Origin of the sequence: Microbulbifer elongatus, from assembly GCF_020524885.1 — a bacterium.
Lineage (GTDB): Bacteria > Pseudomonadota > Gammaproteobacteria > Pseudomonadales > Cellvibrionaceae > Microbulbifer > Microbulbifer elongatus_A.
The window spans coordinates 274,041-293,396 of the sequence record NZ_JAIVKJ010000001.1 but is presented as its reverse complement, the minus strand read 5'-3'; the positions used below and the strand labels follow the sequence as shown (position 1 = coordinate 293,396).

General features: G+C 57.7%; 15 protein-coding genes. 11 read left to right on the top strand and 4 right to left on the bottom strand.

What is annotated here, in order from left to right; translation table 11 throughout:
* Nucleotides 1-26 precede the first annotated feature (26 nt).
* The 9 genes from nirB to LC059_RS01155 all read left to right on the top strand — a co-directional run bounded on the left by nirB (nt 27) and on the right by LC059_RS01155 (nt 11,294).
* Entirely contained in the window at nt 27-2,555 is a 2,529-nt protein-coding gene (gene nirB / locus LC059_RS01195; RefSeq protein ID WP_226702006.1) for a nitrite reductase large subunit NirB, read from the top strand.
* A gap of 223 nt (nt 2,556-2,778) precedes the next feature.
* Entirely contained in the window at nt 2,779-3,135 is a 357-nt protein-coding gene (gene nirD, locus LC059_RS01190; protein WP_226702005.1) for a nitrite reductase small subunit NirD, read from the top strand.
* 33 nt (nt 3,136-3,168) lie between these two features.
* Nucleotides 3,169-5,880, top strand: coding sequence for a nitrate reductase (locus LC059_RS01185; RefSeq protein WP_226702004.1), 2,712 nt, complete (start codon nt 3,169-3,171; stop codon nt 5,878-5,880).
* 66 nt (nt 5,881-5,946) lie between these two features.
* Nucleotides 5,947-7,200 (top strand): gephyrin-like molybdotransferase Glp, encoded by a 1,254-nt coding sequence (glp, locus tag LC059_RS01180; RefSeq protein WP_226702003.1) that lies wholly within the window; start codon nt 5,947-5,949, stop codon nt 7,198-7,200.
* Between the two features lie 200 nt (nt 7,201-7,400).
* Entirely contained in the window at nt 7,401-7,694 is a 294-nt protein-coding gene (locus LC059_RS01175) for an antibiotic biosynthesis monooxygenase family protein (RefSeq protein ID WP_226702002.1), read from the top strand.
* Between the two features lie 225 nt (nt 7,695-7,919).
* Nucleotides 7,920-8,612: a tRNA (guanosine(18)-2'-O)-methyltransferase TrmH gene (gene trmH / locus LC059_RS01170; protein WP_226702001.1), complete on the top strand. Its 693-nt coding sequence runs from the start codon at nt 7,920-7,922 to the stop codon at nt 8,610-8,612.
* A 127-nt stretch (nt 8,613-8,739) separates the two neighbouring features.
* Nucleotides 8,740-9,468, top strand: coding sequence for a dienelactone hydrolase family protein (locus LC059_RS01165; protein WP_226702000.1), 729 nt, complete (start codon nt 8,740-8,742; stop codon nt 9,466-9,468).
* 105 nt (nt 9,469-9,573) lie between these two features.
* Nucleotides 9,574-10,521, top strand: a complete 948-nt coding sequence (locus LC059_RS01160) for an ABC transporter ATP-binding protein (RefSeq protein ID WP_226701999.1) — start codon at nt 9,574-9,576, stop codon at nt 10,519-10,521.
* A gap of 11 nt (nt 10,522-10,532) precedes the next feature.
* Nucleotides 10,533-11,294 carry an ABC transporter permease gene (locus LC059_RS01155; protein WP_226703162.1) on the top strand — a complete coding sequence of 254 codons (762 nt, stop codon included), beginning with the start codon at nt 10,533-10,535 and terminating at the stop codon, nt 11,292-11,294.
* Between the two features lie 74 nt (nt 11,295-11,368).
* Here the strand turns inward: LC059_RS01155 and LC059_RS01150 are convergent, their stop codons facing one another.
* Nucleotides 11,369-12,019 carry a TetR/AcrR family transcriptional regulator gene (locus LC059_RS01150; protein ID WP_226701998.1) on the bottom strand — a complete coding sequence of 217 codons (651 nt, stop codon included), beginning with the start codon at nt 12,017-12,019 and terminating at the stop codon, nt 11,369-11,371.
* Between the two features lie 219 nt (nt 12,020-12,238).
* Between LC059_RS01150 and LC059_RS01145 the strand changes: the two genes are divergently transcribed.
* Nucleotides 12,239-13,396, top strand: coding sequence for an efflux RND transporter periplasmic adaptor subunit (locus LC059_RS01145; protein ID WP_226701997.1), 1,158 nt, complete (start codon nt 12,239-12,241; stop codon nt 13,394-13,396).
* Between the two features lie 62 nt (nt 13,397-13,458).
* Complete coding sequence (locus tag LC059_RS01140) at nt 13,459-16,581, top strand: efflux RND transporter permease subunit (RefSeq protein WP_226701996.1); 3,123 nt, start codon at nt 13,459-13,461, stop codon at nt 16,579-16,581.
* Nucleotides 16,582-16,702: 121 nt separating this feature from the next.
* On the opposite strand, the gene LC059_RS01135 is transcribed toward LC059_RS01140, so the two are convergent.
* From LC059_RS01135 to LC059_RS01125, 3 genes are read right to left on the bottom strand one after another with little or no spacing between them, the layout of a single operon-like run.
* Nucleotides 16,703-17,611, bottom strand: coding sequence for an MBL fold metallo-hydrolase (locus LC059_RS01135; RefSeq protein WP_226701995.1), 909 nt, complete (start codon nt 17,609-17,611; stop codon nt 16,703-16,705).
* Nucleotides 17,608-18,531 carry a glycerophosphodiester phosphodiesterase gene (locus LC059_RS01130; protein WP_226701994.1) on the bottom strand — a complete coding sequence of 308 codons (924 nt, stop codon included), beginning with the start codon at nt 18,529-18,531 and terminating at the stop codon, nt 17,608-17,610. Before LC059_RS01130 ends, LC059_RS01135 begins: the two co-directional genes overlap by 4 nt.
* Nucleotides 18,532-18,548: 17 nt before the next feature.
* A complete protein-coding gene (locus tag LC059_RS01125) occupies nt 18,549-19,352 on the bottom strand; it encodes a glycerophosphodiester phosphodiesterase (protein ID WP_226701993.1) in 804 nt (267 codons plus the stop codon).
* Nucleotides 19,353-19,356: the final 4 nt, after the last annotated feature.

The window sequence follows — 19,356 nt, the reverse complement described above, 5'->3', positions numbered from 1 at the left end:
CTGATCAGGTTCAAATGGCAGAGATTATGGTTAAGCAAAAAATTGTCGTTATCGGCAACGGCATGGTGGGGCACCACTTCCTGGAACAACTTGCAAATCGTCCCGAGCGGGAACTGTTCGATGTGCTGGTATTCTGCGCCGAACCCCGCCCCGCCTATGACCGAGTCCACCTTTCCGAATACTTTGGTGGCCGCACCGCCGAAGACCTGGCCATGGGCAAGGTAGAGCAGTACCGGAATTGGGGCTATGACCTTCGCCTGAACGATTCCGCCGTCAGGGTCGACCGCGAAAACAAAATCGTGACATCCGCCAGCGGTGCTTCCGAGGCTTACGATCACCTGGTGCTGGCTACCGGCTCCTATCCGTTTGTGCCGCCAATTCCCGGCCACGAGCACGACAAGTGCTTCGTTTACCGCACCATCGAAGACCTCGACAAGATCCAGGCCGCCGCCGAAGATGGCAAGGTGGGCGTGGTGGTGGGCGGTGGTCTGCTGGGACTGGAAGCGGCCAACGCGCTCAAGCAACTGGGCCTGGAAGCCCACGTGGTGGAATTCGCCCCCGGCCTGATGTCCGTACAGCTGGATGAAGGCGGCTCCAAACTGCTGCGGGAAAAAATCGAAGCGCTGGGTGTGACCGTGCACACCAGCACCGCCACCGAGCTGATCAAGGAGATGGACGACGGCCGCCTGCGCATGCGCTTCAGGGGCGACAAGTCTCTGGATACTGACCTGATCGTGTTCTCCGCGGGTATCCGCCCGGAAGACAGCCTGGCGAAATCCGCCGGCATCGAACTGGGCGAACGCGGCGGTATTGTGGTGGACAACCACTGCCGCACCTCCGACAAGCATATTTTCGCCATCGGCGAATGCGCGCTGTTCAACAACTTTATCTTCGGCCTGGTGGCCCCCGGCTACACCATGGCGCGCACCGCTGTTTCACTGCTGTGTGGCGAGGCGGCAGAATTCAACGGCGCGGATATGAGCACCAAGCTGAAACTGCTGGGCGTAGAGGTTGGCTCTATCGGCGATGCCCATGGCCGTGCGGAAGGTTCCGCGGCAATTACCTTCGTCGACGAACAGACCGGCGTTTACAAGCGCATGATTACCGACAGCGCGGGCAAGAAGTTGCGCGGTGCGGTTCTTGTGGGCGACACCGGTGACTACGATACCCTGCTGCAGTACCACCTAAACGATATGGATCTACCGGAACACCCGGAGCAATTGATCCTGCCGGCGCTGGACGGCGCCGCCCCGGCGCTGGGCGCAGACGCACTACCAGACACTGCCACCATCTGTTCCTGCCACAATGTGAGCAAGGGCGACATTGTCGGTGCGGTTCAGGGTGGCTGCTGCTCTGTGGATGAAGTCAAAGACTGCACCAAGGCCGCTACGGGCTGTGGCGGCTGTTCCGCACTGCTGAAAAATGTGGTGGATACCGAGCTGGCCGCTCTGGGTGTGGAAGTGAACAACGACCTCTGTCCACACTTCCCCTACACCCGTCAGGAAATTTTCCACATGGTGCAGGTGGAGCAAATCAAAACCTTCGACGAGCTGTTGCACAAGCACGGTTCTGGTAAAGGGTGCGAAATCTGTAAGCCCACGGCCGCTTCCATCTTCGCCTCTCTGTGGAACGAACATATCCACAAGAAGCCCCACGTTGGCCTGCAAGATACCAACGATACCTTTATGGCGAACATGCAGAAAAACGGTACCTATTCCGTGGTTCCGCGCATCGCCGGTGGTGAGATCACACCAGAAAAGCTGATCGTGCTCGGCCAGGTAGCGAAGAAATACGATCTGTATACCAAGATCACTGGCGGACAGCGGATCGACCTGTTCGGCGCGCGCCTGGAAGAGTTGCCGGAAATCTGGCGCGAGCTGACCGATGCGGGTTTCGAGACAGGCCACGCATACGGCAAGTCGCTGCGCACCGTTAAGTCCTGCGTTGGCAGTACCTGGTGCCGTTTCGGGGTGCAGGACAGTGTGGGCATGGCGCTCGCGGTAGAGAACCGTTACAAGGGCCTGCGCTCGCCGCACAAGATCAAGATGGCGGTTTCCGGTTGTACCCGTGAGTGCGCGGAAGCCCAGAGCAAGGACATCGGTGTAATTGCCACCGAGAACGGTTGGAACCTTTACGTTTGTGGTAACGGCGGTATGCGCCCCCGTCATGCGGATCTGTTTGCGACGGACCTGGATGATGTGACGCTGATTAAATATATCGACCGGGTGTTGATGTTCTATGTGCGTACGGCGGACAAGTTGCAGCGGACTTCGGTGTGGCTGGAGAACCTGGAGGGAGGTCTGGATTACCTGCGTGAGGTGGTGATCGAGGACAAGCTGGGTATCTGTGAAGAGTTGGAGCGCCAGATGGGCAATGTGGTCGGCACTTACCAGTGTGAGTGGAAGACTGCGATCAATGATCCGGAAATGCTGAAACGCTTCCGCCAGTTTGTGAACACCGACGAGAAAGACGAGAAAATCGTATTCGTGGAAGAGCGCAAACAGCGTCGCCCCGCCACCCAGGAAGAAATCGTCAAGATTGCCGAGCCGGCATAGTTTTCAGTCTGGGACCGGTGGCGGCGGAGCACCGGGTTTAAGGTTTCAGGACCGCTGTAAACCCATCCATGGGCGCTGCGGCGGCGACGTCCTGTCGCCGACGCTCCTGAAACCTTAAACCCGGCGCTCCACCTTCACATATACCTTCAGTGACCAAAGTACTAGCAAAGAATTATGCATTATTAATCCCTCTACTCTTGCCATGAATATGTGGAGAACCAGAATGAGCGAAGTTGCCATAACCCGCACCGAGTGGCTGCAAGTCTGCAAGCGATCAGACCTTGTAGCCAATTCCGGAGTGTGTGCTCTTGTGGGCGATCAACAGATTGCCCTGTTTTTTTTACCCGAACAGGAACCCCAGCTTTACGCCATCGACAACTGGGATCCAATCGCCAACGCCGGTGTCATCGGCCGCGGCCTTGTGGCGGAAATCGATGGTGAGCTGACCGTGGCCTCGCCGCTGTATAAGCAGCATTACCGCCTAACCGACGGCCAATGTCTGGAAGAGAGCGATATCAAGCTGGCTTCTTTCCCGGTGGCCTTTGATGGCGATTATGTGCTGATCAAAATCGATCAGTAGGTTCCGGAAATCACAAGATACAAGCAGTGAAAAATGGCTTTAACAGAACTGTTCTCGGCGCGTAGGTCCTGCACCACCTGTCCTTACTGCGGTGTGGGTTGTGGGGTGGCGGCGACTCAGGAGCTGCAACCCGGTATTGACGAGCTTGGCGAGGCGGTTATTCGCATTCAGGGGGACGAGCAGCACCCAGCGAACAGGGGCAAGCTGTGTGTCAAAGGCTCATCTCTGGCGGATACGCTCGGCAACCATGGACGTCTGTTGAAGCCACGTCTGCACGGTGAAGATTGTGATTGGGAAACGGCCCTGGATTATGTCGCGTCGAGGTTTCGCGAGACGATCGATGAACACGGGCCGGATTCGGTGGCGTTTTATCTTTCCGGGCAGTTGCTGACGGAGGACTATTACGTTGCTAACAAGCTGATGAAAGGTTTTATCGGCACGGCCAATGTCGATACCAATTCCCGACTGTGCATGTCTTCAGCAGTAGCTGCGTACAAGCGCGCTTTCGGCGCGGATGCGGTGCCGTGTAACTATGAGGATCTGGACGAGGCGGAGCTGGTAGTACTAATCGGTTCCAATGCGGCCTGGACTCACCCGATTCTGTTCCAGCGAATGCAGGCCGGAGGTGCGAAGCTGGTGGTGGTTGACCCTCGCGGCAGCGCTACCAGTGAAATGGCGGACATGCACCTGGCGATCACGCCGGGCAGCGATGCGGCGCTGTTCAATGGCCTGCTGCACTACATTGCAGAATTCGGCGCACTGGATCAGGCATTTATCGACGGCCATACGGAAAACTTTACCGACGCCCTTTACACGGCCGCTGAGTGGACGCCAGAAAAGGTGGCGGATTACTGTGGCGTTGAGCTGGAGCAATTGCTCGAATTTTACGAGCTATTCGCCAACACTGAAAAAACCATCAGTTTTTATTCCCAGGGCGTCAACCAGTCCAGTACTGGTACCGACAAGAACAACGCCATTATCAACTGCCACCTGGTAACCGGACGTATCGGCAAGCCAGGCTGCGGTCCCTTTTCTATCACCGGCCAGCCCAATGCGATGGGCGGACGTGAGGTGGGTGGGCTGGCGAATATGCTGGCCGCACATTTGGATTTTACCGAGGACAATATTGATCGCGTCGGCCGCTTCTGGAATGCCACAAAGATGGCACGGGGGCCGGGGCTGAAAGCGGTGGATCTTTTCAATGCGGTGGAAAGTGGCCAGATCAGGGCGGTGTGGATCATGGCCACCAATCCGGCCGTCAGCATGCCGGATGCACGCCGTGTGGCTGCAGCCCTGAAAAAATGCCCCACGGTGATCGTCTCTGATTGTGTGGCGAATACTGACACGGCCCGGTGTGCCGATCTGCTGTTGCCCGCAACCACATGGGGCGAAAAAAACGGTACCGTCACCAATTCCGAGCGACGGATTTCCCGGCAGAAGAGCTTTCTCCCCAAACCAGGTCAAGCCCGCCACGACTGGGAAATTATCTGCGACGTGGCCCGCCGCCTCGGCTTTTCCGAGGCCTTCAATTTTTCAACGCCTGCGGAGATTTTTCGCGAGCACGCGGCCCTGTCCGGATTCGAAAACAACCAGGAACAGGCCCGCCGCGCCTTTGATATTTCCGCGCTGGCTAATATCAGCGACCAGCAGTACGACTTCCTCGCCCCGGTGCAGTGGCCGATCAACGCATCCAACCCCGATGGCACTGCGCGGCTGTTCAGTGAAAGTGAGTTTTACACTCCCAATGGCCGCGCGCGCTTTATCGCCGTGGATCCCCAACGCCCTGAACAGGAAACCCGCGACGAATATCCGCTGGTGCTGAACAGCGGACGTTTGCGAGACCAGTGGCACACCATGACCCGCACTGGCCGTGCCCGTAAGCTGCTCGACCACAGCGAAGCGCCAGAACTGCATGTGCACCCGCAGGAGGCGCAAAAGTTCGGTATCGAGGACGCGCAGCTGGTGCGTGTGGAGAGCGAGAAAGGTCAATTTTTTGGCCGCGCACGTGTCACTGCCAGTCAGAAACCCGGCCAACTGTTTGCCCCCATCCACTGGAGCGACAGTCTTGCTCACAACGCCACCGTGAGCGCACTGGCTATTCCCTTCACAGATCCATTCTCCGGCCAGCCGGAACTGAAACAGGTGGCGGTCAAGGTGGAGCCCCTGAGTGCCCAAGGTTACGCGTGTGTGCTGCTGCGTACCAAGGCAGCCGAGGAACTTCACAGCCGTCTGCAGGCCGGTGAGAAACCGCTGTTCGACACCATCCAGCACTGGTACCGCGTACCCGTGGAAGGCGGATACCGTTTCGAACTGGCCCTGAAAAAGCAGCCAGACTGGCAAGGCATTGCCAACAGCCTGCTCTCCCTGAACGCCAAGCCGCTAAACCGCCAGCACCTGCAACTGCCCACCGGCGAGCGCTGGGTGCTCTATAGCGAACAACTGGAACTGCTGGTATTCACCACCTACGACTGGCAAGCGCTGCCAGATCGCAAGACTCTGGAAGACGCGCTCAATAACCCCCTTCCAGAAACACCTGCCCTACTTCTGCAAAACGTCCCCGCCGGTGCGCAGATGGTATGCACCTGCCTGCAGGTGTCCCGCAAGGAAATCGAGACAGCCATTGCCGATGGGGCTGCGACGGTGGATGCGCTGGGTGAGTTACTGGGCTGTGGGAGCAATTGTGGTTCCTGCAAGCCGGAGATATCCGCACTACTGAATACCAATCTCGCGATTGCGATAGGCTAGTACTTGGCAGAACCCTCCTCAGCCGGCTATCTTGCGGTTCGAGCAGATAGAAAATAAGGCAAGCCTATGTCAGACGCCTGTGCAGAAAATGGCCTCCGCTCCGTAGAAGCCGCCAAGCAGATGCTGATCGACGGCATCAGCCCGATTACGGCGACGGAAACCATTCCTTTGAGTCAGGCCTGTGGCCGCGTTCTGGCCAAGCCTGTATTGGCCGCCCTGGACCTGCCCCCGTGCGATAACTCTGCAATGGACGGTTATGCACTCAGTGGCGACCATGCGAGCTATACCATAATCGGCAAAAGCCTCGCCGGTCACCCCTTTGCTGGTACCCTGGAACCCGGACAGGCTACCCGCATCACCACCGGCGCTGCGGTACCCGAGGGCGCCGACCGCGTTCAGATGCAGGAAAACTGCACACTCGCTGGCGATCAACTCACCATGCGCCGACCTGCGCAAATTGGCGAAAATATTCGTCGCCGCGGTGAAGACGTACACACCGGGCAAAGCCTTGTACCGGTCGGCAGTAAAATCAAAGTCCCCCACATTGCACTACTGGCCGGCGTCGGTGTTGCCAAAGTGACGGTGCTGCGCAAACTCAAAGCTGCCCTGCTGTCCATTGGTGATGAGCTAAAACCCATTGGCACGCCGGTATCCGATCTGGGCGATGGCGATATTTACGATAGCAATCGCATCGCGCTTCAGGCCGCCCTGGAGCAGCTGGATGTGGATATCCTGGACCTGGGCTGCTGGCCGGATAAGCCAGAAAAAATCCGCGAGGCATTTGTACAGGCACGGGACAACGCGGATTTTGTGATTACCAGCGGCGGTGTCTCCGTCGGTGAAGCGGACTTCACCAAAACGGTTTTACAGGAACTTGGTGAAATCGATTTCTGGAAACTCGCGATTAAACCGGGCAAACCTTTCGCCTTCGGCCGACTTCCCAAACCAGATGGCGAAGCCCTGTTCTTCGGCCTCCCCGGCAACCCGGTTTCCGCCATCGTTACCCTTTACCAGCTGGTTGTTCCCGCACTGGAAAAGTTACGCGGCACCTCCGAACAACGCCGTCAGCCTCCGCTACAACTCCGTGCGCGATTGCTAAACAATATTCGTAAAAAGCCAGGGCGGACGGATTATCAGCGTGGATTCACCTATCTCGATGAGGACGGGATTCAGGTAGTTGAGACTCGAGGTATTCAGGGGAGCCACATTCTTTCTGGCTTTGCCGGGGCAAATTGTTTTGTTGTTTTGCCTCGGGAGGGCGGAGACTGTGAGACCGGGGACTGGGTTACTGTTGAGCCTTTTACTGCCCCTCTGGCATAACTTAGTGGCCCCGATTAAGTCGCTTGGGTAGCGGCAAAGTACTGGGTACGGGTTTTCAGGACCGCTGTGAATACATCCCTGTACGCTGCGTCGGCGACGTCCTGTCGCCGACGCTCCTGAAAACCCGTACCCAGCACTTTGCCTTCGCTTAAAACCCCTATGTTCTTCACAGGCGGCTTTGTTAAATACAAGGAGGTAGTATGATTCTTGAGGTTGCAATTCTCGACGTTAAAAGCAGTCAGAATGAAAAATTTGAAGATGCTTTTAAGAAAGCGCAGAACATCATTTCTTCAATACCAGGCTATGTCAGCCACCAATTGCAAAAGTGCCTGGAAAAAGAAGGCCGCTATATCCTCTTAGTAAATTGGGAAAAGCTAGAGGACCACACCGAAGGCTTCCGAAAATCCCCCGAATACCAAGACTGGAAAGCCCTTCTCCACCACTTCTACAATCCATTCCCCGAAGTAGAACACTACTCACTAGTCGAGCTATAAGAACTCCAACGCGAAGGTCAAGTGCCGGGTATGGGGTTTCAGGAGCGTCGGCGCCATGGACGGCGCCGACGCAGCTTACATGGATGTACTTGCAGGGGGGCGCCTAGCTCGGTCCTGAAACCCCATACCCGGTGCTTGGCCGCTACTGAACTATCTAAGCAGGTACCACCACGCTCCAATGCTATAATCCGCGGCACCCCGAAAACCGAACATGATAGAAGTACCATGAGCCGCAGCCGCTACGAGAAATTCAAACAGGTGCTCCGCCAGCGCCAGCACGACATGACCCTGTTAACCGACCAGGTACACAAGGGCCAGAACATTTCTGCCATGCTGCGCACCGCCGATGCCGTCGGCATCCCTGAAATCCACATGGTACAGCCCAGCTACGGCCACCTGCTCTATCACAACACCGCCGGCGGCAGCGGCCGGTTTACCGGCAATGCCGTCTACCCCGATATCGAGACCGGCATGGCCGAACTCAAGAGCCGCGGCATGCACCTCTACGCCGCCCACTGGTCCGACCGCGCCATCGACTTCCGTGAAGCCGACTACACCAAACCTTTTGCCCTCATCATGGGTGCCGAGAAACAAGGCCTCAGCGACTATGCGGCAGCGCAGGCCGACGACCACGTCACCATCCCCATTATCGGTATGGTGGAAAGCTACAACGTGAGTGTGGCCGCGGCGATTATTCTGCAGGAGGCCATGCACCAGCGCACCAAGGCGGGAATGTACGATAACAAGGTGCTCGACGAGGAAGATCCGGCAATCAAAGATATTCTGTTTCGCTGGATGCATCCGAAAATGGTCAAGTATTGCGAGAAACACGGTTTGGCATTTCCGGAGCTGGATGAGGATGGAGACATTATTCCGCCGAAGGACTCTACGTATCGCCAGCCGAATATGCAGCGATAGAGTCAAAAGCGAAGGCAAAGTGCCGCCACAGCACTCCCCAAGCCCCACTGCCCGTTGCACCAAATCCAGCACCCATCTACCCTTGACAAACCATTTCCAAGACCAAGCATTCCTCAAGGAGGGCGTAGTGCACACCGAAGAAATCGAATACACCATCGACGGCGAATCCTTTACCGGCTACCTGGCCTACGATGAAAGCATCGAGGGCAAACGGCCCGCCATCCTTCTGGTCCACGAATGGTGGGGCATGAACGACTTTACCAAGGAAGAAGCCGAGCGTTTGGCCGCCGAAGGCTTCACTGCCTTTGCCCTCGACATGTACGGTACCGGCAAGGGCGCAGACAACCCTGACGACGCCGCCGCGCTGATGAACAAAACGATCGAAACCGAGGGTGCAGCACTCAAGTGCTTCAAGGCCGCACTCGATCTGATCAACAATCACGAAACCGTCCTGACCGGTGAAATCGCCGCCCAGGGCTACTGCTTCGGCGGCGCCGTTTCACTGACCATGGCTAGACTCGGCCTGCCATTGAAAGGCGTGGTCAGTTTCCACGGTGCTCTGGAAACCGACGTGAAAATCAAGCCCGGCGATGTCAAAGCCCAGATCCAGGTTTACACCGGTGGTGACGACGACATGATCCCCGCCGAGCAGGTGGCGAACTTTGTGCAGGAAATGCAGTCCGCCGGCGTGCGCTTTGACGTCATCAGCTACCCCGGTGCCAAGCACGGCTTTACCAACCCTGCTGCCACCGGCCGCGGCGAAAAGTTTGGCATTCCTCTCGCCTACAACGAAGAAGCCGCTAACGATGCCTACGAGGGTGCAGTCGCCTTCTACAACAAAATCTTCGAATGGTAATCCCGCACTGCATGCCTTTCCCACGCCCCCGCTAGCGCGCCGACCGCGCTTCGGGGCACAATGTGCCGCAATTTTTGCGATACGCACTACCAACAAGGGGGAAGCGTGCAACCGATCATTTCTATCGAGGGCGTCGGCAAGACCTATGCCGGAGGATTTACCGCGCTCAAGTCCGTCGACCTACAGATACATCGCGGTGAAATCTTTGCCCTGCTAGGCCCGAATGGCGCTGGCAAGACCACCCTGATCAGTATTATCTGCGGTATCGTCAATCCCACCACCGGAACGGTCACCGCCGATGGACACGACATCCAGCGCGCCTTCCGTGCGGCCCGCAGCAAGATCGGCCTGGTACCCCAGGAGTTATCCACAGATTCCTTCGAGAGTGTGTGGAGCACCGTAACCTTTAGCCGCGGGCTGTTTGGCAAAGCGCCAAATCCGGAATATATCGAGAAGATCCTGCGCCAACTTTCCCTGTGGGATAAAAAAGACAGCCGCATTATGGCGCTGTCTGGCGGCATGAAACGCCGGGTGATGATCGCCAAGGCACTCTCCCACGAACCCAGCATCCTGTTCCTCGATGAACCCACCGCAGGTGTCGACGTGGAATTGCGCCGGGATATGTGGGAGATGGTACGCGGTCTGCGCGAAAACGGTGTGACCGTGATTCTCACCACCCATTACATCGAGGAGGCCGAGGAAATGGCCGACCGTATCGGTGTCATCAATCACGGCGAGCTGGTACTGGTGGAGGAAAAACACACCCTGATGCACAAGCTGGGCAAGAAGCAGCTGACCATTCACCTTCAGAACCCGGTTACCGCACTCCCCGAGAGCCTCAGCGAATTCGCACTGGAAGTCGCCGATGAAGGCAACCAGCTCATTTTTACCTTTGATACCCAGCGCGAGCATACCGGTATTGCCGAACTGCTGCGGCAACTGAATCAACAGGGCATTGAATTCAAGGACCTGCACTCCAGTGAAAGCTCACTGGAAGAAATTTTCGTCAACCTGGTGCACCAAAGCCAGAATGAACGCCAGCAGGCCGGATAAGGGGATTGATGATGAATGTTTACGGTATCCGCGCCATCTATAAATTTGAAATGGCCCGCACTGCGCGCACCCTGATGCAAAGTATTGCCTGGCCAGTGATTTCCACCTGCCTGTACTTTATCGTGTTCGGTACCGCGATCGGCTCGCGTCTTGGCGATATCGAGGGTGTCAGTTACGGGGCCTTTATTATTCCCGGCCTGATCATGCTGTCACTGCTCAGTGAAAGTATTTCCAACGCCTCGTTCGGCATTTTCTTTCCAAAATTCAGCGGCACCATATACGAGGTACTGTCTGCGCCGGTTTCCGCGTTTGAAATTGTCGCCGGCTATGTGGGCGCGGCGGCTACCAAATCGGTGATTATTGGCATCCTGATCCTGATCACCGCGCGCTTTTTTGTGGACTATGAAATCGCCCATCCCTTCTGGATGATTGGATTCCTTATTCTTACAGCAGTCACCTTCAGCATGTTCGGTTTTATTATCGGTATCTGGGCGGACGACTTCCAGAAACTACAGATTATCCCGCTGATGGTGATCACCCCGCTGACCTTTCTCGGCGGTGCCTTTTACTCCATCAACATGTTGCCGGAGTTCTGGCAGAAGGTGACCCTGTTCAACCCAGTGGTTTACCTGATCAGTGGATTCCGCTGGGCGTTTTACGGTGTTGCCGATGTGAACGTGGGCATCAGCCTGGGTATGACCCTGTTTTTCCTGCTGCTGTGCATGACAGGCATCTGGTGGATATTCCGCACCGGTTACAAGATACGTACCTGACAGAATTTGCACAAAAAAAAAGCCCGCCGGATTTTTCCCCGCGGGCTTTTTTATCGCCAGGTAATGGACATGGCTTACGCGGTGCCATACGCCCGCGCAAACACCCGCACCACTTCCGCCACATGCTCACGGATTTCTGACCTGGCTGGAGGCTCGCTGCACCCCAGCATGATCTGAATATGTCGGCAGCCGCCCTGCAACATACCAAAGAAAAGCTCCGAGGCCCGTTCGGTATCCGCCACTTGCAACTGTCCCAGCTCGCAGGCGCGATTCAGGAACCGGATCATCTCGTTGCGTGTGCGCATCGGGCCTGCCTCGTAAAACAGGTTGGCCATGGTCTGGTCCTGGGCGCCCACCGCGCTGATCAGGCGCATCAGCCTCAGGGAATCCTCGTGGTAGAGCATTTCCAGAAATGCCTCGCCGATTTTGTGCAGCATCTCCACCACCGGCATGCCCGGCTCCAGGGTAAACATCACCACCGGCATCTGGCTGCAGCACTTGGCCTCGATAGCGGCGCAGAACAGGGTCTCCTTATCGGAGAAATGGCTGTACACCGTGAGCTTGGACACCCCGGCTTCACTTGCCACGGCATCCATGCTGGTGCCGGTAAAGCCATGGGCAAGAAACAGGTGCTTGGCGGCCTCCAGAATGGCCTGCCGCTTGGCGGGGTCTTTGGGGCGGCCACGGCTGGCGGGTACGGAACTGGTAGAAATGGATTCGCTCATGGGTCGTCATCATCGTTATGTCGCACTTCACGCAATCAACGTTGAAGCACGCGCTCGCCGCCACCGAATTAGTGGACTCACGAGTTTAATATACTTACTATACTCGCCAGTATAGCAATTTGCACTGGCAAGGTATGGCAGACAACTGTACCAGTTTCCGCCGCCATCCCCACCCCCAAGTGCCGCCGCAACCCGCGAACCACAAGGAACGAGGCATTTATGAAAAGCTTCCTCTCGCGCCGTGTACCCACTCTCAGGCTGGCAGCCACGCTGGTCTTCACGTTCACCCTGCTTAACCTGACCGCCTGTTCGGCCCCGGAGGCCGAGAAAGCCAAGCCCCCGCGACCCGCCATCGTGGTCCATCCCACGGTTACCGACAGCCAACTGGCCGTCTACCCGGGTGAGGTGCGTGCGCGGCACGAGCCGACACTGGCCTTTCGTGTGGGGGGCGCGGTAACCCGCCGCCTGGTAGAGGTGGGAGATTGGGTCAAGCGGGGGCAGCCGCTGGCGGAGCTGGATGCCCGAGACCTGCAACTCCAGCGGGATGCGGCGAGAGCGCAACTTGAAGCCGCACAGACCGAGAGCCGCAATGCCGCTAATGAACTGACACGCTACCGCGACCTGCTGAAGCGGAAGCTGATCGGCGAATCCCAGTTCGATGCGGTGAAAACTCGCCACGACAGCAGCGTCGCGCAACTGGAACGCGCCCGTGCCCAGTGGAAGGTCGCCGATAACCAGGCGGAATACGCCGTGTTGAAGGCGCCCAGCGATGGCGTGATCACCCGCCGCAGCATCGATGCCGGCCAGGTAGTCAGCGCCGGCCAAGCGGTATTTGCCATGGCCGCCGACGGTGAGCGCGAAGTCCGTATCGACCTGCCAGAACATGAAGTGACGCGTTTCGCCGTGGGCCAGCCGGTGACCATCGAACTCTGGTCCGAACCGGGCACGCCGATTCGCGGCCAGGTGCGGGAACTCTCCCCCGCCGCAGAATCGGGGCTGCGCACCTTTGAAGCCCGGGTCGCGTTCTCACTGGACGGCAGCGCCAACAGCAAGCCTCAGTTGGGCCAGAGTGCCCGTGTATATGCCCGCACCAGCGCAAGCCGCCCCACCCAGCGGCTGCCCATGTCGGCGATTACTGCAGACGGTGCTGAGGCCTACGTGTGGCGCATGGCCCCGGAGACTTTCACCCTGCACAAGGTCGCGGTCACCGTGGCGAATTACGGCCATGAATATGCAGAAGTGATTTCCAGTCTTACACCACAAGACTGGGTACTCTCCGCCGGAACCCAGCTCGTTCGTGAAGGACAGCGGGTGCGCCCGGTGGACCGCCATAACCGGCCGATCGAATCCGACGACCGCCTGGCGCACAGCTTTTAAGCCTGGCGTACAGCTTTTAAAAAGAGCCTGTAAAAATCCCCTGTATTCACGGACACACCAAGATGTCATTCAATCTCTCCGAGTGGGCGCTGAAAAATAAACCGCTGGTGCTTTACACCATGTTGGTGCTAGGTCTGATAGGGGCCATCTCCTATACCCAGCTGGGACAAAGTGAAGATCCTCCCTTCACCTTCAAGGTTATGGTGGTCAACACCCTGTGGCCCGGCGCCAGTGCCGAGGAAGTTTCCCGCCAGGTAACCGAGCGCATCGAAAAGAAGTTAATGGAGACCGGTGACTACCAGCGCATCACCTCCTTTTCCCGCCCGGGCCAGTCCCAGGTCATGTTTGTGGCTCGCGACGATATGCGCTCCGCGGAAATCCCCGACCTCTGGTATCAGGTGCGGAAAAAAGTGGGTGATATTCGCCAGTCATTGCCTGCGGATATCCAGGGTCCATTTTTTAACGACGAATTCGGTACTACCTTCGGCAATATCTACGCATTGACCGGTCAGGGTTTTGACTACGCGTTGATGAAGGACTACGCCGATCGGCTGCAGCTGGCACTGCAAAGGGTCGATGACGTGGGCAAGGTAGAACTGCTGGGCCTGCAGGATGAAAAAGTCTGGGTCGAAATTTCCAATGCCAAGCTGGCGTCCCTGGGGATTCCACTCTCCGCAGTACAGTCCGTGCTGCAGGCGCAAAACCAGATGGCCGACGCCGGTATTGTGGAGGCGATCAGCGACCGGGTGCGCATCCGCATCAGTGGCCAGTTCCGCAGCGTCGACGAAATCCGCCAGTTCCCTATCCACGCTAACGGCCACACGTTAACCCTCGGCGACATTGCCAATGTAGAGCGCGGTTTCAGTGATCCGCCGCAACCGCGCATGCGCTTTATGGGTGAGGATGCCATCGGTATCGCGGTGTCGATGAAATCCGGCGGCGATATTCTGCAGCTGGGTGAAAGGCTGGATGCCGCGGTGGAAACACTGCAGCAGGATCTGCCGGTGGGGCTAACCCTGAGCAAGGTATCCGACCAGCCGGCAGCGGTAAAAAGTGGCGTGGGCGAATTCGTGAAAGTGCTGATCGAAGCACTGGTGATTGTGATGCTGGTGAGCTTTTTCTCACTGGGCTTTCGCACCGGACTGGTAGTGGCGCTGTCCATCCCGCTGGTGCTGGCAATGACCTTCGCGCTGATGAATTACTTTGACATCGGTCTGCACAAGATTTCTCTGGGCGCCCTGGTGCTCGCCCTCGGACTAATGGTGGACGATGCGATCATCGCTGTAGAAATGATGGCGATCAAAATGGAACAGGGCCTGAGCCGACTAAAAGCGGCAGGCTTTGCCTGGACCAGTACCGCCTTCCCCATGCTGACCGGCACACTCATCACCGCCGCGGGTTTCCTGCCCATTGCCACCGCGCAATCCGGCACCGGCGAATACACCCGCTCCATTTTCCAGGTGGTGACGCTTTCCCTGCTCGCCTCCTGGGTGGCGGCGGTCATTTTTGTGCCCTACCTGGGTAACCGCCTGCTGCCGGAACATGGCGGCCACGACCCTTCCAGCAACGCTTCGACAAGTGGCGCTACCGAGAAAGATCCTTACAGCAAGCCCTTCTACCAGCGCTTCCGCCGCATACTCAACTGGTGCCTGCACTATCGCAAAACCGTATTGCTGCTGACCGTGGTGGTTTTTGCAGGCTCGATTTTCCTGTTCCGCTTTGTACCGCAACAGTTCTTCCCCTCCTCCGCACGCCTGGAGCTGATGGTGGATCTGAAACTGAACGAGGGAGCGTCGCTGCACGCCACAGAGGAGCAGGCGCTGCGGTTGGAGGAGCTGCTGTCACAGAACCCGTTGATCGAGAATTATGTGGCTTATGTCGGCACCGGTTCACCGCGGTTTTATCTGCCGCTGGACCAGCAGTTGCCCGCCGCCAGCTTCGCCCAGTTTGTGGTGCTGACCCGCAATGTGGAAGAGCGGGAGCAGGTGCGCCGGTGGTTGATCTCCACCCTGGGAGAACAGTTCCCGGCGGTGCGAACGCGGGTATCGCGGCTGGAGAACGGACCGCCGGTGGGTTATCCGGTGCAGTTCCGGGTTTCCGGTGAGCATATCAGCGAGGCTCGTCGTATTGCCCGCGAAGTGGCCGCCGTGGTGCGTGGCAACGAAGACGTAGCCAATGTCCACCTGGACTGGGAGGAGCCCAGCAAGGTGGTAAAACTGGAAGTGGATCAGGCCCGTGCACGCGAAATGGGTGTTAGCACCGCCTCCCTGTCGCGCGCGCTGCAGGGCTCACTGTCCGGCACCGCCGTCGGCCAATACCGGGAAGACAATGAACTGATCGCCGTAGCCCTGCGTGGCCAGGAGCGGGAACGCCAGGCACTGGAACAGCTGGGCAACCTGGCGGTGCAGACGGACACGGGCAAGTCCTTGCCCCTGAACCAGATCGCCACACTCGACTACGGCTTTGAAGAAGGGGTGATCTGGCACCGGGACCGTCTGCCCACGGTCACCGTGCGCGCCGATATTTACGGCACCCAGCAACCCGCTACCGTGGTCGCCAGTATCCGGCCTCAGCTTCAGGCATTGCGCGACAGCTTACCGCCGGGCTACCTCCTGGAAGTGGGCGGCAGTGTGGAGGAGTCCGCACGGGGGCAGGATTCAGTGAATGCCGGCATGCCGTTGTTTATCTTTGTGGTGTTTACCCTGCTGATGCTGCAACTGCGCAGTTTCTCCCTGTCTGCGATGGTATTTCTCACCGCGCCATTGGGGATTATCGGGGTCACTCTGTTCCTTCTGCTATTCAACCAGCCGTTTGGCTTTGTCGCCATGCTCGGCACCATTGCCCTGGCGGGTATGATCATGCGTAACTCGGTGATTCTGGTGGATCAGATCGAGCAGGATATACGTCAGGGGCTTGTGCCCTGGGACGCCATTGTGGAATCTACCGTGCGCCGCTTCCGCCCGATTGTGCTGACCGCACTCACCGCGGTACTGGCGATGATTCCGCTATCTCGCAGTGACTTCTTCGGCCCCATGGCGGTGGCGATCATGGGCGGGCTCATTGTGGCCACCGCGCTCACGCTGCTATTTTTGCCGGCGCTCTATGCAGCCTGGTTCCGGATAAAAAATCCGCACAAGGAGAACGACCAGCTGGCGGCAGATTCGGGAGCCGCAGCAACCAGCTGATCGGCTCCCCGACAAACCCCGAAAACAAAAAAAGGGCAAAGCACTCTCCGTGCTTTGCCCTTTTTCATTTCATTGTCTTTTGAGGCCTGGTTTTTTGGGGCCACGTGTTTTGGGGCCTGATTTATTGCTGCTTGAGCGAGTCGTACACGATGCCCGTCCAGATATCCGGCTTCATAAAACCCTGCCCGTAATGTTCATCAAACTCCTTTGTAGGCTTGGCCGCAATGACCTGCTCTTTGGAGTTACCCGCATCCACCAATGTCTTGATCTTGTTGCGCAGGCGCACAAGCAGGTCGTGATATTCCTGCAGCCCCTTCTTGTCCGTAAGCGGCCCGTGGCCAGGAATAATTTGAGTCTTGTCGTCCGCCATTTCGAGCACCCGCGCCGCATTTGTAATCACACCATCGACGCTACCCCCCGCGGACAGGTCCACATAGGGGTAGCTGCCATTGAAGAAGGTGTCGCCCATGTGGATTACATTGGCATTTTTGAAAATGATGATGGAATCGCCATCGGTATGCGCAGGCCCCACGTGCTGGACACGTACTTCGTCACCGTTCCAGTGAAAAGTGGTGGCATCGGTAAAGGTGATAACCGGCAACGCGCCCGCCGCAGCGGGAGGCGTAGTGCGGTCCCACAGTTTGGTGAACTGCTCAGTACTCATGCGCTTGCGCACATTTTCGTGGGCCACAATCAATGCACCGGCCTTGCCCAGATTTTCGTTACCGCCGGTGTGGTCGCCGTGCCAGTGTGTGTTGACCACAAAACGCAGGGGCTTGTCGGTCAGTTTACCCACCGCCGCGAGAATCTTTTCACTCAGGGGGGCGAACTGGTCATCCACCAGAAAAGCACCGTCGTCGCCAGCAAACAGAGCCATATTGCCACCAGCCCCGGTCAACATGTACAGGTTTTCCGCTACCGGCTGGGGCTCGATTTCCACCTTGGAGAAATCCCGCTGGGCCTGCACCGACATCGCACTTGCGGCGAACAGTCCGACGGTCAACACTTTGGCAAGAAAAGATTTTTTCATTGGCTCATCTCCTGAAACTCCTGTAGTTCTTGAATAATTTTTATCAGGCGGTCGGGCCTGTCGGTCATTATGCCGTCGACGCCCAGTTCGATCAGCCGGCGCATTTCCGCTTCATCATTTACCGTCCACACATCCACCCGCACCCCGTGATCCTGTGCCTGATGCACACTGTTCCGGTCGATCAGGGTAATGTCATCGTAGTCCGTGGGAATATGCAGGGCCTGGTAGCGGGGGCTGAGCAGGCGAAAAAAGTGCAGTTTGGAGGCCGCGGCAAACAGCCGGACTTCATCGGAACCCGCACCGGTGGCAACCTGCGGGCATTCCTCGCGCAACGCATCAATGGCCCCCTGGTGAAACGAGGAAACAATGACGAGGTTACTTTTGTTAAACGCCTTCAACTTGCGGCAAAGTGCGCGAGCGGCTTCAACGTCCGGCGTTTTCAGCTCCACCACCATGGCGTAGCGCGGATAGGCCTTGAACACTTCATCAATGGTCAGGATACGCTGGGGATTGTCACGGTAGGGATAGCTGCTGCCGTCCTGACTCCAGTTGTAGGCAACATTGAGCTCCCTGAGCTCCGCCAGGGTCTTATCCCGAATTGCACCCTCGCCGTCGGTCGTGCGGTCGACGGTATCATCATGCATAAGCACCAGTTCGTCGTCCGCGGTGGCATGCACGTCCATCTCCAGCACGTCCACGTTCATCGCCGCCATCTGCTGCAGGAATACCGGTGTATTCCCAGGATAGAGCCCCTGCCCGGAATCGTCCGCGTGGGAGATCACCAGCGGCCGCCGGAAGCCCTCACTCTGATAACTCGGGAACTGCAGCCCAGTGTCCGGCGCCGGACGCGCAGCCAGATAGCGCCAGCCGACGAAGACCATCAGTGCCAGTAAAATGACCAGTAACAAACGCTTGAACATGCGACTTTCCAGATTTATCAGGCCAGGATTTTCAATAATCTATCAGGGCGGTTAGTGACAATACCATCCACACCCAACGCGATGTACTTATGCATGGACTCGGTTTTGTCTACCGTCCACACGGCCAGATGCAAGCCGCAACGCCGCGCCGCCTGCAAAAACCTTCGAGTAAACACTGGCAACCCGTAATAACTGGGTGGCAATTGCATGGTATTAAATTTCGGCTTCAGGAACCTTTCCGCAAATACGCAGTGTGCGGCGTAAAACAGCAACGCTTCCGGCAGCGTTGCTCCCGTGGCCACCCGCGGACACAGGCTGCGAAACTTGCGAATTACCCCAAGGTGGAACGAGGAAACGATCACACTGTCCTCTCGTCCGGCCGACTTTATCGCATTGGCCAGCGCCTCGGCTGCCCGCCCCTGGTCGTCCTTGAGTTCGATAATCATCGGGGTATGCGGGAATGCGGCAAACGCCTCATCGATGGTGACCAGCGGCTGCGGATTATCACGATAGGGGTAGTGCACCCCATCCGCCGACCAATGATAAGCGGCGTTGAGCCCCTGCAATTCGGACAGTGATTTATCCCCCACCTCGCCGCTGCCATCGGTTGTACGTTCAAGGGTGCCGTCGTGGATCAATACCAGATGGCCATCGGCGGTGAGGTTGAGGTCTATCTCCAGTGCATCCACCCCCAACGCAACCATTTTACGCAGGTACAACATTGTGTTGCCCGGATACAGGCCGCGCCCGCGATCATCACCATGGGCGATGACCAGCGGGCGCGGGCGTCGGGGGCGCAGCCAGTGAGCGGGCTGGTTCAAGGGA